The sequence below is a fragment of the Collinsella aerofaciens genome (assembly GCF_015670795.1).
Lineage (GTDB): Bacteria > Actinomycetota > Coriobacteriia > Coriobacteriales > Coriobacteriaceae > Collinsella > Collinsella aerofaciens_Q.
The window spans coordinates 1-16,413 of record NZ_JADPCJ010000027.1 but is presented as its reverse complement, the minus strand read 5'-3'; the positions used below and the strand labels follow the sequence as shown (position 1 = coordinate 16,413).

At 62.2% G+C, this 16,413-nt stretch carries 15 protein-coding genes; 2 read left to right on the top strand and 13 right to left on the bottom strand.

Annotation, left to right across the window (positions count from 1 at the left end; translation table 11 throughout):
• Positions 1–312: 312 nt before the first annotated feature.
• The 6 genes from I4W09_RS08285 to tmk form a co-directional block, all read right to left on the bottom strand.
• Positions 313–1,338 carry a substrate-binding periplasmic protein gene (locus I4W09_RS08285; protein ID WP_230318742.1) on the bottom strand — a complete coding sequence of 342 codons (1,026 nt, stop codon included), beginning with the start codon at positions 1,336–1,338 and terminating at the stop codon, positions 313–315.
• Between the two features lie 733 nt (positions 1,339–2,071).
• On the bottom strand, positions 2,072–3,181 hold the full coding sequence (locus I4W09_RS08280) for a hypothetical protein (RefSeq protein WP_196033537.1): 1,110 nt from the start codon (positions 3,179–3,181) through the stop codon (positions 2,072–2,074).
• 11 nt (positions 3,182–3,192) lie between these two features.
• A complete protein-coding gene (locus I4W09_RS08275) occupies positions 3,193–3,999 on the bottom strand; it encodes a phosphoribosyltransferase family protein (RefSeq protein ID WP_230318740.1) in 807 nt (268 codons plus the stop codon).
• 102 nt (positions 4,000–4,101) lie between these two features.
• Positions 4,102–5,802: a regulatory iron-sulfur-containing complex subunit RicT gene (locus I4W09_RS08270; RefSeq protein WP_196033535.1), complete on the bottom strand. Its 1,701-nt coding sequence runs from the start codon at positions 5,800–5,802 to the stop codon at positions 4,102–4,104.
• Positions 5,793–6,920: a DNA polymerase III subunit gene (locus I4W09_RS08265; RefSeq protein ID WP_196033533.1), complete on the bottom strand. Its 1,128-nt coding sequence runs from the start codon at positions 6,918–6,920 to the stop codon at positions 5,793–5,795. The genes I4W09_RS08270 and I4W09_RS08265 overlap by 10 nt, the downstream gene beginning before the upstream one ends.
• A gap of 1 nt (position 6,921) precedes the next feature.
• Positions 6,922–7,605, bottom strand: coding sequence for a dTMP kinase (gene tmk / locus I4W09_RS08260; RefSeq protein ID WP_196033531.1), 684 nt, complete (start codon positions 7,603–7,605; stop codon positions 6,922–6,924).
• Between the two features lie 239 nt (positions 7,606–7,844).
• Here tmk and I4W09_RS08255 point away from each other — a divergent pair, with 239 nt between their 5' ends.
• Positions 7,845–8,834 (top strand): zinc-ribbon domain-containing protein, encoded by a 990-nt coding sequence (locus tag I4W09_RS08255; protein WP_196033529.1) that lies wholly within the window; start codon positions 7,845–7,847, stop codon positions 8,832–8,834.
• A 142-nt stretch (positions 8,835–8,976) separates the two neighbouring features.
• On the opposite strand, the gene I4W09_RS08250 is transcribed toward I4W09_RS08255, so the two are convergent.
• The 7 genes from I4W09_RS08250 to I4W09_RS08220 form a co-directional block, all read right to left on the bottom strand.
• Positions 8,977–11,553: a DNA topoisomerase I gene (locus I4W09_RS08250; RefSeq protein WP_196033527.1), complete on the bottom strand. Its 2,577-nt coding sequence runs from the start codon at positions 11,551–11,553 to the stop codon at positions 8,977–8,979.
• Between the two features lie 54 nt (positions 11,554–11,607).
• Positions 11,608–12,291: a hydrogenase nickel incorporation protein HypB gene (gene hypB / locus I4W09_RS08245; protein ID WP_196022275.1), complete on the bottom strand. Its 684-nt coding sequence runs from the start codon at positions 12,289–12,291 to the stop codon at positions 11,608–11,610.
• Between the two features lie 55 nt (positions 12,292–12,346).
• The gene (gene hypA, locus I4W09_RS08240) at positions 12,347–12,703 is read right to left on the bottom strand and encodes a hydrogenase maturation nickel metallochaperone HypA (RefSeq protein WP_022093859.1); all 357 of its coding nucleotides are present in this window, start codon (positions 12,701–12,703) and stop codon (positions 12,347–12,349) included.
• A 6-nt stretch (positions 12,704–12,709) separates the two neighbouring features.
• Positions 12,710–13,501, bottom strand: a complete 792-nt coding sequence (tatC, locus tag I4W09_RS08235) for a twin-arginine translocase subunit TatC (protein ID WP_055285525.1) — start codon at positions 13,499–13,501, stop codon at positions 12,710–12,712.
• A 3-nt stretch (positions 13,502–13,504) separates the two neighbouring features.
• Entirely contained in the window at positions 13,505–14,092 is a 588-nt protein-coding gene (locus I4W09_RS08230) for a twin-arginine translocase TatA/TatE family subunit (RefSeq protein WP_196033525.1), read from the bottom strand.
• Between the two features lie 153 nt (positions 14,093–14,245).
• Positions 14,246–14,560 carry an STAS domain-containing protein gene (locus I4W09_RS08225; protein ID WP_035137695.1) on the bottom strand — a complete coding sequence of 105 codons (315 nt, stop codon included), beginning with the start codon at positions 14,558–14,560 and terminating at the stop codon, positions 14,246–14,248.
• Between the two features lie 51 nt (positions 14,561–14,611).
• Positions 14,612–15,916 (bottom strand): aspartate aminotransferase type Ic, encoded by a 1,305-nt coding sequence (locus I4W09_RS08220; protein WP_195246641.1) that lies wholly within the window; start codon positions 15,914–15,916, stop codon positions 14,612–14,614.
• Positions 15,917–16,065: 149 nt separating this feature from the next.
• Here I4W09_RS08220 and I4W09_RS08215 point away from each other — a divergent pair, with 149 nt between their 5' ends.
• Positions 16,066–16,320, top strand: coding sequence for a hypothetical protein (locus tag I4W09_RS08215; protein ID WP_022093864.1), 255 nt, complete (start codon positions 16,066–16,068; stop codon positions 16,318–16,320).
• The last annotated feature ends 93 nt before the right edge of the window (positions 16,321–16,413 follow it).

The window sequence follows — 16,413 nt, the reverse complement described above, 5'->3', positions numbered from 1 at the left end:
GCTCCAATCTGCCTCGGGGACTTACTGTACTGGCTATGTACCCATTGCCGTGCATTTAATCACGCGGATTCCTAAAGACCCGAATAACGATTGCTTGATACCGCATACCGAAGTCTCGCACTTTTCTGTGGCAAAGTGCGCTATGGGAGGGCGACGGCGACTTTGGTTTTGCACCTAAAAAATGTCTTTGACCTGCTGGTTTTATAGAAACGAAAAAGCCGGGCTCCCCTGTTGGGAAAGCCCGGCAATGCGTGTTGAAACCGTGAAGAGGCGTCTCTCCTGGCGCATAGGAGACGCCACCCCTAGCAATAACTAGCTATTGAGCTTGTTAATGTCGTCGTCGGTGATAGTGCCCTCCTGGCTGGACGATTTATCCTCGGAGGCTGCGGTCTCATTGTTGGAATCGGAGGACTCGCTGCCGGAGGACATGGTCTCACTGGACTCAGAGTCACCCGGCTGCACGCTAGCGCCCGAAACCGTCTTAGTGGTGAGGTCGTAGGGCATCGTGCCATACCAGACAGAGTGGACCGCCTCGAGCGTGCCGTCGGCCGTAATACCGTCGAGGGCATCGCTCACGGCACGGCACAGTTCGTCATTGGACGAGGCGCCCGCAACACCAAGCGTCGAGGGCGCCTCGAGCGCACCGACATAGGAGACCTCGCTCATCAGGCGTGCAAGGTAGCCGCCGGCCGTGGAGTCGCAGATCACATAGTCGACCTCGCCGGACTCGAGCGCCTCAAAGCACTCGTTGATGTTGGAGTAGGTCTTTTGGTTGGCGGTGATGCTCTGCTTAGCAAGCGCCTCCTGCGAGGCCGAGGACATTTGGACACCCAGAGTAGACGCGTTAAGAGTATCGGTGGAAACGCTTAGCGACCCACCATCGCTAGTTTTACCGAACACGGAAGTGGCATCGTACAGGCAGGTGCCGAGCGAGCTAATGTCCCCGTCCGTGGAGTTAATCTCGCCGATAAAGATATCGGCCTTTTTGTCGCCGAGCGCGGAACCTGCCGAGGACGCATCGACAAAGGCGACCTTAAGGCCCATGCGGCTTGCGAGGGCGCGGGCGGCGTCAACCGCATACCCCGTGAGCTCGCCGTCGGCGTCCTGCATGGCCTGCGGCGCATCGGAAGTATCGAGGGCGACCGTCAGGGTTCCGGGAGTGACCAGGGCATCGTCCGACACCGCCGGCGTGACGGTCTCGTACTCGATCTGGTCGATCGTGGGAGTCGTGAACGTAGACAGCGGGTTGAACGCGCATCCGCTCAGGCCCAAAACGGCGATGACCGCTGCGGTCCCAGCACCTAACCGAGCCGCGTGCATCAAGCTGCCCCTCACCATGTCCACTACCCTGCCTTCTGTGTCGTATACGATCCGTGCGTTGCGCGGAATATCAGGTTGTTCCCACCAGCTGACCTGGTATTTGACCCCACACTTGCGCACCGGGGTGTTTGCTCGGGAGGCCGCAGCCACCTTCACGACTGGCCCGCTCGCCCGCGAGGCGGTATTGCCCCAAAGAAAGTAGAACGGACGGTGCGGCTTACATCTAGGACGCGCCATGATCGCGCCGCGCGCACGCGGTCGCTTACGTGGATCCCTTTGACCGCGTCTGTCTTGGACTAGGACGGGCATTTCGTCCGTCCGCAACCACAGCCTGGTAGGAACGAAGCGCATTATAGCTAAGTTCAAGCTAAAGTTTAAGGTTAGGGGCGTCATTCGCATCTCGAGTACAGATTTTGCGGGTCGGAGCGGACCATTCGTGCCCCTATGAAGCCCGGAGCTCCCCTACGGGGAGCTCCGGGACACCCGTCTCAGGGTGCCGTGTGCAAAAAACGGCAAATATGAGTACTGTTACCAATTTAGTAGCAGCGTATTACCGCCTCACGAGCCCTTTTTGAGTTCCGCACAGCCTGCTTGGCGCCAAGATATTCCACATTCGTTTATTATCTCTTCGCTGAATCCAGATTATCGGCCCAAGTTTCTTTGTTTTTGCTGTCACTAATCTAGTAACAGTACTCATATTTGCCGTTTTTTGCACAGAGCATATAAACAGACCCCCTATAAAGCCATAGTTTTACGCTGGTTTGAGCCCAAAGCACGCTCGGAGCGTATTCAGCAGAGCATCTTGCCTCTTTCGACGAGCCTCTACGCGATTCTGATATCGCTTACCCATACGCTGGTGGATGCGCCATGCGAGTGCTTCCATCGCTTCCATGTCACAGAGCATTTCGTTGTTGACCGTCGCGACCTCGATTCCCATAGTAATCAAGCCCGTGTTGCGCTTTTCATCATGGATACGTCCCCTCCGAGAGGAATGGCCCAGCTCACCGTTGTATTCCAAGTCAAACCGGGCTGCTTCCTGAAAGGCATCGCAAACCGCATGCGGCATCCCCGAGATCGCCTGTGCACGGTCGTTGAACTCGATCTTGTAGTCGGTCTTAAAGGGACCACAGGCAAATCCGCCATAGGAAAACGGAAGCGAAAACATGGCAAGCATGATGCACTCCATGGGTGAACGCAGGTTTTCCGACAGATAGGGACACAGCCGCCGCAGCTGCTTGGCCGCGCTCCCCTTGCATGCCGCGAGGTAATCTACCAGGCAATCGGGTGTCAGCACGGACTCGACCTCAAAGTAACCGACATCTGGCGGCTGGTCTTTGTCCTTTGCCAATTTGTTCACGACAGGCGAGGTGTAGGGAGGCAGATACTTCCCGCGGTCACTCAGTGAAATCTTAGAGCACAGCTCCTGGGCCAGGGCAAATGCCTGGATGCAGCCGACCTCGCGCGCGACGGCTACGCAAAGGGCCTCGGGAGATAGACTGTACACCCCCGGTTCCACCTCTAGAATCGAGCCGGCGGGCAACTCGGAGCATACGGACCAGCTCACGCCAAGAATACGGCGGCGCTGCGCTGCAGACCCTACCAGCAAGCACAAATCCTCTTGCACCTCGCCGCTTGCGGCCCCAATCCGCACCAAATCGGGAAGATAGATGTCCTCGGTCGAGGGCGACGATGTGCGCAGCACACGGCGCTCTTCATCGGGATTAAGGTCCTTCCAGCTTATGTAGCCCATCTGCCGGCGCTCGGCGCGCATCATGCGTAGCGCCGAGGCGCCAGTTAGGATTACGGAAGCCGCTAGCTGCTCTTTTGTCGGTTTGTTGCACCACCTGATTGTTACCGCCACATGAATCACCCCTACCAAACACGTGCGATAGCAAGGCCATCGACTGCCGCAGCGCCGGCGCGCTTGAGTTCCGCCGAAGCCGCGGCCATCGTCGCGCCCGTGGTGATAACGTCATCGATAAGCAGCAGGTGGCGGCCGTGCACGTCCTCAACGGTCTCATACATGCCTCGGGCGCGTTCACGGCGTTCTTCACGACCGAGTTCACGCTGGTCGCCATGCCCGTACTTGACGAGAGCATCGAGCAGGGGAACACCCGACAGCTCGCAAAATGGACGCGCAATAGCCTCCATATGATCAAAACCACGCCGCCGAAACGCTGCCGCCGTCGCAGGCACAAACACCACCGCATCCGCACCGGACAGCACACCTCCATAGCGATCGGGCGCTACGACCTGGGCATGCAGGGCGGTGTCGTAGAGCAGCTCCGCCAGATACGGAGCCAGACGTCGCTCGCCCGCATCCTTGTACGCTTTAATGATGCGCGGCAGCGGATGCGCATAGACGGCGCACGCCAGGCAGCGGTCGAGCGCCTCCGTCATTGCCGAGGACGTGCCCTCGACCGAACACTCAGTGCACAGCAAATCCCCAAACGGGGCGCTGCATCGGGTGCAGCTATGACGTGGGTCGATGAGCGTGAACGCGGCAAGGCAGTCTTGGCAAATAAGCGTACCGGCGCGCTCGCAGCCGGCACATCGTGTTGGCGACAATGCCTCGAGCGCCTCGCGTGCCACCCGCTCGGCAAACGGTAGTAATTCGTCCGCAAACGGTAGCGCACCGGCACCCTGCAGACAGCTCAATATGTTCAAACGGCTCTTCAAGACACAACCCTCCCTACGTTCGGTCGCAGGGAGGGTTGTTGATTCGGCGCTATGATACCCCGATGCGCTCGGGGCAAGGCGGGCTAAATCCGCTCGCGGGCGTTATTCGCCGGCGGGCGGTTGCGGTGCGGACGAAGACGGGGTCGAGCCCTCGCCACCATCCTGGCGCGGCTTGCGGGAACGGCGACGGCGACGGCGCTTTTGACCCTGGTCGGCCGAGCCCTCGCCACCGCGATCCTCGCGCGGCTCGCGCTCGTCACGAGCGGCGCCACGCGAAACCTTGGCAGCAGCTCCCCCGCCATCTCCGGGACGACGGCGCGTGACCTTGACCTCGCCATCCGAGACCTGATCGGCCACAGAGGGCACCGAGGGCTTTTGCTGCGTGCCCGAGGAATGGCGACGACGCGGACGCGGGGTGCGCTCGTCATCGTTGCGCTGCTTGCCACCCTTGTCGGCAGGCGTATCAGAACCCGAACCACCCTTGGGGCCGGCACCGGCTTCGCGAGCGGCTGCGGCGCGGAAGGCGTCCTCGCGCTCCTCGCTCGACAAATGGCGGCGGCGACGGCGCGTGGGATTCATGCCACCGCCGCGGTTTTGCTGTTGGGGCTGCTGAGCCTCGCGCTCGCGGGGGGAATTCTTGCCTGCGGGAGCGGCCTCGCCGGCATCGCCCGAACCCGAGCGCTTGCGGCGGCGACGTCCACCGGCAGCCTCCTCGGCCTCGGGTGCCTCGGCCTTGCCGCGACCCTTACCGCGGCCGCGACCCTCGCCTTGGCTCTGACCGGCACGGGTATCGGCGTCCGCATCGCGGCGACGGCGCTTGGGCATCGTCGTCCCCGCCAGACGGTCGGCGCTCGACAGGCCATCGCCCACGTCGACGCCGTTCTCGCGGTCGAGCTCCATAAGCGCCAAGCGCATCTCGGGCGACTCGATACGCTCGAGCACATCGCGCGTCACGCAGTCGGGACGGCAGTTGCAGCCCTGCTCGGCGGCCTTCTTTTTGCAGCCCTCCGAGCACGTCATGTCGGCCAGGTTGACCTTAAAGACTTTGCCGTTCTCCAGGCGCAACACCAGCTGCTCGCGCGGCGTGTCATATTCCTGGATACGCGCCTTGCCAAGCGGCGTATCGATAAGCGTCTTCTTTTTGGGCGCGCGGCTCTTAAAGTCCTTGTACGCCTCGAACTCGTAGCGCAGGCAGCACATCAGGCGGCCGCAGACGCCGCTAATTTTGGACGAGTTGAGTGGCAGGTCCTGCTCTTTTGCCATGCGAATCGAAACCGGCTCAAACTGTCCGCCAAAGCGCGTGCAGCAGAGCTCCTGGCCGCACTGGGCATAGCCGCCCACCAGGCGGGTCTCGTCGCGCACGCCGATCTGGCGCATGTCGACGCGAATGTGCAGCGTCGAGGACAGGTCCTTGACGAGCTGACGGAAATCGACGCGCTCCTCGGCAGCAAAGTAGAACACAGCCTTCTCGCCGCCAAACAGGTACTCGACGCCGACCGGCTTCATCTCGAGGTCGAGTTCCTTGACCAGACGGCGGAAGTCGACCATGGCCTCGTCACCCTGGATAGCCAGGTCGTCGGCAAGCTGCAGGTCGATGTCGCTCGCTACGCGCAACACGGGCTTGAGCGGCTGACCGATTTCGTCGAGCGGCACCTCGAAGGGGTCGGCCGTGACCAGGCCGATCTCGGTTCCGCGCTCGGTAGAACAAATGGCATAATCGGCCTCGAGGATATCCAGATCCTGCGGGTCAAACCACAGGTCGCGCGAGGCGTAGGTAAACTTAACGGGTACGACTAACGGCATTTCAGTGCCTTCCTGATATCGAACAGCATGACCTCGATGGCCAGCTGGGGAGTAACGTTTCTGGCGATGTTGCGCTCAGCGGCGGCAACCGCCTCGAGCGCCTGTGTGGCACCCGCAACATTCGTCGCCGCGGCAAGCCGCCCGATCGTGTCGCGCACGTCCTCGTTCACAACGTCTGCCGCCTCATCCTGAAGCGTCAGCAGCACGTCGCGCATGAGCGTCCGCGCGCTCGCCAGCGCTTCCATGATACCCGAACGCTCGCGCGCGTTGAGTTCGCGCTTGTTGCGGTCCTCAAGCTGCTTCAATGCTCCACGCGACAGGTAGTCGGCATTTTGCTCGAGCACCTTTTCCTGCGTGGACTTGACCTCGGCGAGCGGCGCCTTGACGGCGACGATGAGCGACTTGGCGCGACTGAGCACATCGGCCTCGTCGGCGGCGATGAGCGAGTCGATGGCACGGACCATCTGGCGACGGGCGTCCTGGCGCTCGGCGCTCTTGAGGAACTCGATACCACGCGTGGGGCTTCCCGCCACGGCGACGGCCATGCGGCAGCGCGCGGGATCTTGACCGGTGGCGCGGCTCACGGCCTGCGCGGCCACAGTGGGCGACACCAGCCGAAACGGCACGCACTGGCAGCGGCTCACGATGGTGGGCAGCATCACGTCGGCCGAGGTGCCCAACAGGATGAACATGACGCCCTCGGGCGGTTCCTCGAGCGTTTTGAGCAGCGCGTTGGCGGTGTTGGCGCGCAGTTGCTCGGCACGGTCGATGATGTAGACCTTCGCCTTGGCGCGGATGGGCGCCAGGGGCACGTCGTCGAGCAGCTCGCGGGTCTGCGCGATGAGGTAGCCCGTAGCGCTTTCGGGGGTGTAATAGTGCACGTCGGGGTGCGTATGGCGTGCGACGCGCACGCAGCTGTCGCACGAGCCGCAGCCGTCCTGCTCGCACAGGAATGCCTGGGCAAGCGCCCACGCGGCGTCGAGCTTGCCCGCGCCGGGCGCGCCCAAAAACAGGTAGGCGTGCGATGCGCGACCGCTGGTGACGGCATTGGTCAAAAAGTCGCGCACGCGCTGTTGGGTGTCTAGCTTGGCCAGCAGGCTTGTCTGCGCGGGGGCCATGTTACTCAGCCTCCTGGGCAAGCGCGGCGGCGACGGTATCCTGGGGGATGTCGAGACCGTGCGCACGAACCTGCTCGACCGTCTGCGCGAAGACGTCTGCAATTGACGCGGTGGCGTCGATGAGCTTTACGCGATTTGGCTCTTCGGCGGCAATGCTGCAAAATCCCTGGTAGACGCGCTCCTGGAAGGCCATGCCCTTGGCCTCCATGCGATCGGCCGCACCGCGGGCCGCCATGCGCAGCGCCGCCTGCTCGGGCGTGATGTGATAGACGAGCGTGAGCGCCGGGTGCGTTCCCGCGACGGCCAGGTTGTTGGCATCGCGTACCATCTGGCGATCGAGGCCATCGGCAAACGCCTGATAGCAGGTCGTGGAATCGTAGAAACGGTCGCACAGGACCACCTTGCCGGCAGCGAGGGCGGGCGCGATGACCTCGTGCACCAGCTGGGCACGCGCGGCCTCGTAGAGTAGCAGCTCGCACGTGTCGGCCATCGCCGTATTGGCGGGGTCGAGCAGCAGGGCGCGAATCTTCTCACTGATGGCGGTACCGCCCGGCTCGCGCAGGGTCACAACCTGGTAGCCGGCAAGGTCGAGCGCACGGGCAAGCAGGCGCGCCTGCGTAGATTTACCGGCGCCATCGACACCCTCGAGCGTAATGAAGCTATGTTGAGCGGGCTCAAAAGCCATGGGCGCAGCCCCTTCCTACAAGGCGCGTAAATGCAGATATATCAACCAAGCCATGATACCCCAGTGCTCGGTGCGTCCCCAATGGCTAAAGGTGCCTTTCCAAAGTTGCGGTGAAATAGGGACTGATTGAAGCTCTGAGACCGCCAAACAGTCCCTATTTCACCGCAACTTATGATGGGGAATTATGGACGCTGGGTATAATCGTCGTATTGCATTGAAATGTGGCGAAAGGAGTGGCAATGTCTCGGTATTGCGCCTCGTGCGGCAAGCTTCTTGCAGATAATGCCAAGTTCTGCACCTCGTGCGGTGCACCTGTTGAGCAAACAACCGCGAGCGATAGCCAGCCCGCTTTTGAGCAGACCGGCTCCCTTGATACGCCGCAAGTCAAGGCGGACGACCCCCTCGCCTATCGACCCGACCCCGCCGCAAGCCCCGCGGCCGTCGAGACCACGCAGCGCATACCCGTCGCGAGCGGCTCGCCCCAACAGCAGCCGGCTCCCGCATACGCGCCCACTTCGCCACAGACCCCCGCTCCCAAAAAGAGCGGCACCGGGCCGCTTATCGCCGTTATCGTTGTGCTGATGGCGATCATCATCGCCCTGGTCGTTTTCTTTGTGATCAAGCCTTTCGACAACGCCGCCACGCAGACGACTGCCGAGGTTGCTAAGCTGCACCATGACGTCGACGACGATGACCTAAAGCCTCTCGGCGATCCCAACAGCCTGTACGACGATGATGACGATGACGATGACGACGAGGATGGCAGCGAAGCAACGCTCTCCGAGCAGAACCTCTACCGCCGACTGAGCGAATACTACGACTTGCTCGAAGACCTCGACAACTACGTCCGTGGCTGCGCGCAGAACTTCAACGGCAGCTATCTGGAAGAGGATCGAACCACACGTCAAAATCTCGCCGACGTCGCCGAGCGCACGGAGGACACCATCGAGCAGTATTACGATATCGTCGAGGACCTAGACGTCCCGACGAGCTCCAAGAACTACAGCTCCTGGAAGGACATCATCGCCCTGTACGACGACCTGGATCACCGCATTGACGCAATCTGTGATGCCTGGGAGATCAGCCTGAAATACGCCAAGCCTGCGGACCACAAGAATGAGATCGTGGCGCCGCTGTCACGCGACAACGTGGCGGGCACCAATGACAATAAGTACCGCCTAGACTTTGAGGAGCGCTATCCCGGCGCCAAACCTGTCGAGGTGAACTAGTGCTTTGTCGTTCCCGAGCCGGCAGTTAGGGACGTTCCTAAACTGCCGGCAGAAAAGGAACGTCCCTAACTGCCGGTCAAAAAAAACGAGCGAGGATCGCGGGGTCCTCGCTCGTTTTTTGGGTAATGTTTCGACTGCGCCGTTACTTGTCGGCGGCTGCTTTCTTGGCAGTCGACTTCTTCGCGGTCGTCTTCTTGGCGACAGTGGCTTTCTTAGCCGTCGTCTTCTTGGCCGTGCTCGCCTTGGTCGTGGTCTTGCGGCCGCGGGCCGGCTTTTTCTCCTTGGTCGGACAGTCCATGTTGACGCAGATACGCCACGGGCCGCGCGCCGTGTTGACCACCACGATGGGGGCGCCGCATTCGGGGCAGGTCTCGCCCGTCGCCTCGAGCTTGCCGCGCGCCGGCAGCGGATAGCTCACGCCGCAGTCGTCGTAGTTGGTGCAGCGGATAAAGCGCTTGCCGCTCTTTTCACTCTTGTGCGCGATCAGGTCGCCATGGCGTCCTGCCTCGGCGCACACCTTGCACTCGCCCACCTTAAGGTCAGGCTCGTAGTTGGTGGGGCACGTCGGATTCACGCAAATCTCGAAGGCCTTCTGGCGGAACGGCTGGCACTTAATGCGCGGCGCGCCGCACTCGGGGCACACGGCCGCCTCGCCCTCGAGCGGGCTTACCTTGACGCCGCTCGGCACCGGATAGGTCACGTCGCAGTCGGGCCAGCCCATGCAGCCGATAAAGCTGCCACGGGTCTTGGCACTCGTCTTCATAACAAGGTCCTTGCCGCACTTGGGGCAGGCGCCCACGCGCGCATCGGCCGTGACGGCGTCGCTGATGGCGTCGCCCAGCTCCTGCGTGTGCTTGAGCAGCTCGTCGAGCACACCGGCCAGCAGCGCGCGCGAGTGCGTCACGACATGCTCTTCGGTATCCTCGCCGCGCTCCACGCGGGTCATGTCGCCATCGAGTTCGCTGGTCATATCGGGGCTCGTGATGCGCGGGGCAAACTGCGACAGCGCGTCGATGATGGCGATGCCCAGCTGACTCGGCTCCACGGGATCGTTTTTGAGGTAACGCACGGCATACAGGCGCTCGATGATGCTCGCGCGCGTGGACTTGGTGCCCAGGCCGCGCTTTTCCATCTCCTGCACGAGCTTGCCCTGGCTGTAGCGTGCGGGCGGCTCGGTCTGCTTGGCCTCGAGCTTAATGTCGAACACGTCGACCGTATCGCCCTGCTCAAGCGGCGGCATCTGCTCGTCGCGCTTGAGTCCATACGGATACGCCTCGCGGAAACCGGGGGTCACGAGCACATCGCCCGAGGCCACGAACGGCTCACCGTTCACATCGAGCTCGAGCTTGGTGTTCTCGATGGTCGCAGGACCCATAAGCGTCGCCAAGAAGCGGCGGGCGATGAGGTCGTAGAGCTTGCGCTGGCCGCCGTCGAGCGTGGACGGATCGCCCTCGCCCGTGGGGTAGATAGGCGGGTGGTCGGTGGTCTCGACCTTGCCGCGCGTGGGCTTCATGGGACCGGCGAGCACCTTTTTGCACACGGGTGCCAGCGCCGGGTTGATCTTTGCCAGGTCGCTCACCACGGCGCCCAGATCGAGCGTCGCAGGGTACACGGTATTGTCGACACGCGGGTAGCTGATGAGACCGGCCATGTAGAGGGACTCGGCGATGCGCATGGTGCGTGCGGGCGAGATGCCCTCGGCCGCGGCGGCAGCCTGCAGCGAGGTCGTCGCAAACGGCGTGGGCGGCTGCTGCTTACGCGAGCGCTTGGTCACCGCGGCAACGGTCGCCGTCTTGGCGCCGTCGACGTGGCCGTACGCCATCTCGGCAGCATCTTTGTCGGTAAAACGCGCCGTCTTGTGAGCGATCTTAAAGCGGTCGTCCTCGGCAGCGCCCTGTGCGGCACCCATGCCGCGGATCTGCCAATAGTCCTCGGGCACAAACGCCATGCGCTCGCGCTCGCGCTCGACCACCAGGGCGAGCGTCGGCGTCTGCACGCGGCCGGCAGAGCGCACGTTACCAAAGCCGCCAAACTTGGCGAGCGTCAGGTAACGCGTGAGCACCGCGCCCCAAATGAGGTCGATGTGCTGGCGGCTCTCGCCGGCGTCGGCCAGATTCTGGTCGAGCGAGACGAGATTATCGAAGGCCTGCGTGATCTCGGCTTTAGTAAACGAAGAGTACTGGGCGCGGGCAACCGGCAAGTCCGGCGCGACCTCGCGCACCTTGTTGAGAGCGTCCGAGCCGATCAGCTCGCCCTCGCGGTCGAAGTCCGTGGCGATAATGACGCTGTCGGACTTTTTAGCGAGGTTCTTGAGCGAACGAATGAGCTCCTTCTCGGCCGGTAGCTTAATGACGGGCGCCCAGGTGAGGTAAGGCAGGCTCTCGAGCTTCCAGCCCTTGATGGAAATGCCATCGGCAAGGAACGGCTTGCGCTTGGTGTCGTACGGCGGGCGGGCCAGGCCATCGGGCATATCGGCCGGCAGCATCTCGCCGTCTTCGGTCACCGAATACCAACCCAGCTTTTTATCGAACAGCACGCTGTCGCAAAAATCGGGCGCCAGGATGTGACCGGCAAGGCCGATGGTCACGCACTCCTCGCCCTTCCACTCAAAACGGTAGATGGCGGTGTTGTACACCTTGTCCTTTTTGGGCTTACCCGTGGACAGCCGCTCGGCGATCTGACGTGCAGCGTCGTTTTTCTCGGCGATGATGAGCTTCAAAAGAGGCTCCTATCTCGTGTCTCTGCGGCTACGCCCGCCCGTATGGCGGCCGATTTACGCCCTTGCTTGCTCGATCTGCCCGATGAGCCAATCGCACCAGGCATCCATGCCCTCGCCCTTGCGCGCGCTCACGGCAAACCGCGGCGCCTGCGGATTGAGGTCATCGAGTGTCTTAGTATACCCATCCATGTCAAAATCGAAAGCCGGGGCCACGTCGACCTTGTTGAGCAGCTGTGCGCCGGCGTGCTGGAAGATGCCCGGGTACTTGATGGGCTTGTCGTCGCCCTCGGGCACCGAGAGGATCATGATGGACAGGTTCTCGCCCAGGTCAAAGTCGACCGGGCAGACCAAGTTGCCCACGTTTTCGATAAAGATGACGTCGATGTTTTGAAGGCCCACCGCCTGATCGAACGCATCGACGGCCTCCATAATCATGTTGCCCTCGAGGTGGCACAGGCCGCCCGTGTTGATCTGGATGGCGGGCATGCCGGCTTCCTTCATGGTGATGGCGTCGACGTCCGAGGCGATATCGCCCTCGATGACGGCGCAACGCAGGCCCGCCTTGTCGCGCAGGCGCTCGTTGGTGCCCAAAATCGTGGTGGTCTTGCCCGAACCGGGGCTCGACAGCACATTGATCACATAGGTGTTTGTCTCTTTAAATCGCTGACGCAGCTGATCTGCCAGGCGCTCATTGCGCGACAGAATCGGCGACGCGATATCAATCGTTTTCTCGGCCATACTCGGCACTCCTTACTTTGGCCCCTTTATACCCCATCACCAGATGGCTAGCGGGCTAATCGTCGGGGGTTTCGATTTCGATACTTGCGATGTCGAGCTCGCGACCGTGCAGCAGGCGCACGTTGGCGCCGCCACACTGGGGACAGCGACAATGAAAGCGGTCGTGATCGAAGACCTCGCCGCAGTCCAAACACTCACTTTGTGGATGGACTTCCTCCACGGCAAGCTCGCAGCCGCGCGTGAGAGGGTCCTCGTCGCGAAACGTCTCCCATGCAAAGTCGAGCGCCTCGCGCACGACCTCGGTCATATCCCCGATACGCAGCGTAACCAAAACGGCGCGCGAGGCCCCCGCCCCACGCGCCGCGCGAATCACTGTATCGAGTATGCCGTTGACAATGCCAACCTCGTGCATACCGATTTACTCCTCGTCGTCCTCATCGTCCGAGAACAGGTCCAGACGACTCACAAACAAGCCCTCCTTGCCCTCGCGCGCGGTAATGACCACACGGGCGATGGCGAGCGAAATCTCGTAGAGCGAGAGCAGGGCGCCGTACATAAGGCCCAGGGTGACGGGCGAGCCGTCGGGCGTGATCACAGCCGAACCCACGAGCAGGCCAACGTATACGTAACGCCAGGCACTGCGGAAGGCCGCGTAGGACACGATGTGGAAAACGGACAGGTAAAAGATGATGAGCGGCAGCTCAAACGCCACACCAAAGCCGATCATAAAGAGCAGCTCCATGTTGACGTAGTTCTCCAGATCGGGCAGCGCCGTAGCGACGGCCGAGGTCTCGCCGATGAGCCACTCAAAGCCCGCGGGGATGATGATGAAGTAGCAGAAGATGGCACCCAGGAAGAACAGCACCGTCGAGGCGAGCACTGTGGGCACGACCCATTTGCGCTCGTTGGGACGCAGTGCCGGCAGGAAAAATGCCAGAATCTGCCAGATGATCATGGGCGTGCACATGACCACGGCCATCTTGATGGCCAGCGAGAAGCGCAGGCCAAAGCCGCCGAGCGTGGTGGTGATGTAGAACTTACCATCCGGCACAAAGGAGCGGATGGGATCTTCCAGGATGTCGAGCACCACGGGCGTGGCGAAATATAGCACGATAGCGGCGGCAAAGACCGAGACGACCACGATGGTCAAGCGGCGACGGAGCTCTCCCAGGTGATCGAAGAGCGGCATACGCGCAGGTCCGATAGGCATTACTCATCGCCTCCCTTCGGGGGCGTCGGCGGCGGCAGTGTCGTCCTCGGCCTCGGCCTCGAGCTCGCGAGCGAGCTGGTCGACGACGGCTTTGCGCTTGCGGGGGCGACGGGCGTAGAGGTCAGCCGTCGTGGGCTCTGTCGGCTCGGGCTCGGGCTCCGGCTCTGCGGCAGGCTCGGACTCGACGGCGGCATCGGCAGACTCGGCGTCGGCACCCTCGGCTTCAGTCTCCTCGGCAGCATCCTCGCCCTTGGCGGCACCCTCGCTTGCGGCCTTCTCGGCAGCAAGACGGGCACGACGCTCGGCAAAGGTCTCCTTCTTTGCGGGCGCAGCCGTCTCAACGGCATCCTCGTCTGCATCGGAATCGTCATCGACGGCAGCCTTCTTGGGCTTGACCGGGGCCGACGCGGCCTCGCTCACCGGATCGATAATCTCGGACTGAACAACGGCCGTCATCTTTTCCTGCGTCTCGCGGAACTGACGGATGGCACGGCCGATCGTGCGGCCCATCTGTGGGAGCTTATCCGGGCCAAACAGCAAAAAGCCGAAGACCACGATGATCGCGAGCTCACCCTCTCCAATACCAAACACACATACCTCCAAGGCTCGATGTGAGTCGAGCCCGCACCGCGCCATTCGGCCGGAACTCGTCTATTCATTCGGTCAAGTATAGCGCCCGGACGCCAAAACGTCCGAGCGCATCACAAACATATGCCAAACGGCACGCCCTTTTGGGGGCAAAGATTATGCAGCGGTGATCGAAATCTCCTGGTCGACACCCAACAGCTGAACCACGCGCATCACCGGGGGCTGCACATTGGTGCAGCTAAAGCGCTTGCCGTGGTCGACCGCGTGGTGCGCGGCGCCCACGAGCACGCCAATGCCCGTCGAGTCGATGTAGCTCACCTGGGCAAAATCGAGCTCAACGGCCTCGGTGGGCTGCTCGAGCGCCAGGTCGATGGCATTGCGCAGGCTATCGGCGTTAGAGATATCGATCTCGCCGGTTACCTTAATGGTGTAGAGCTCTGGCGTGGGGTTGGTGGAAATACCCAAATCCATGTATACGCTCCTTTACGTATCGAAAGTGCGGATAGTACGGGAAGCCGCGCGTTAGGCGCGCTCGGCACGCGCAAGCTCGGCAGCGACGAGCTTCACAGCCAGCACCAGCACATCGAGCGCGGCCTCCAGGTCCTCGACCGTGGGATAGCTCGGCGCGATGCGGATGTTAGTGTCACGCGGGTCCTTGCCATAGGGCCAGGTAGCACCGGCCGGCGTGAGCTTGACGCCCAGGTCGGCGCAAAGCGCGGCGACCTTCTGGGCCGAGCCCTCGGGACCATCGAAGCTTACAAAGTAGCCACCGCGGGGGTGCGTCCAAGTGGCGCAGCCCGTGTCGCCCAAGCCCTCGGTGAGCTTACGCTCGACGGCCTCAAAGCGCGGACGCAGGAACTCGGCATGCTTTTTCATGTGCTCCTTGACCGCCTCGATGGTAGGAAGGAAGCGCACGTGACGCAGCTGGTTGAGCTTGTCGGCGCTGATGAGGCCGGCCTTCAGGCGCTTGGAGAACTCGGCGATGACCGCGGGGCTCGCACCGATAAAGCCGATGCCGGCGCCCGGGAAGGTGATCTTGGACGTCGAGGCAAAGGCCACCACGCGGTCCTCGGTGCCCGCCGCGCGAGCGAGGTCAAAGATGTTTGCGAGCTCGTCGGTCTCGTCGTACAGGTCGTGCACGCAGTAGGCGTTGTCCCAGAAGATACGGAAATCGGGCGCGGCTGTGGGCATCTCGACCAGGCGGCGCACGGTGTCCTCGCTAAAGGTGATGCCCGTGGGGTTGGAATACTTGGGCACGCACCAGATACCCTTGATGGAATCGTCGGCGGCAACGAGGCGCTCGATCTCGTCCATGTCGGGGCCGTTGTCAGTCATCGCGACGGGGACGTTCTCGATGCCCAAGTCGGCGGTAATGCCAAAGTGGCGATCGTAGCCGGGAACGGGGCACAGGAACTTGACCTTCTTGCCGTCGTGCGCGGCCTCGTAGGCGTCCCAAGGCTCACTGCCGCACGAACCGCAACGCCAGAACATGCCGGCGATGTCATGCTCGATCAAAAGGCTCGACGAACCCAGCACGAGCGTCTGCTCGGCGGGGCAACCCAGGAACTCCCCTGCCAGCTTGCGTGCCGAGGGAATGCCCTCGAAGCAGCCGTAGTTGGAGCAGTCGACGTTGCCATCGTGCAGATCGGCGTCGGCGTTGAGGATATCGAGCATGGGGCGAGAAATGTCCACCTGGGAGGGCGACGGCTTGCCGCGAGCCATGTCGAGCGCCAGGCCCTTGGCCTTGACCTCGGCGACCTCGGCTTTGAGCGCCTCGATGGCGGCATCGAGTTCGGTGGTTTCCATCTTCTGGTAGATCGTCTGCATGGGGTGCGACCTTTCGCGAAGCGGTACGTTGCAGTTCGTCTAAGTATAGACCGCCACCGCCGCAACGTTATGAAGCCGTGATAGATTAAGTCCATCGCAATAAATACGAATCGCCGCGCATGCCTGCGTGGGGCGCCCAAGGAGGCACTATGGAGTACGGATCGTTCCAGGCCGAGGAATTCGGCGACCTGCAGCGCCTGGTCGACGGACTGTTTTACGACCGCCACGCCATCGACCGCCTGGATCTCATCGTGCAGGCCGAGATCTTGGACCTCGCGCCCGACCTTATGGAAATCGTGAACCTTTTGCCGCCCGGCTACTACGACCGCCAATCGCTTTGCGACCAGCTCAACTCGGCCCTTGCCGCCCACGGCTGGGGCGCCGTCTACGGCACCGTGGAATAAGCCTAGTCATTTAAGAACGTCCATTACAGTCGAAATTGTCAGCCCGGGACCGTCTCGGGCTACGATTGAGGCGCGCCCAGAACGGGCCGCCGA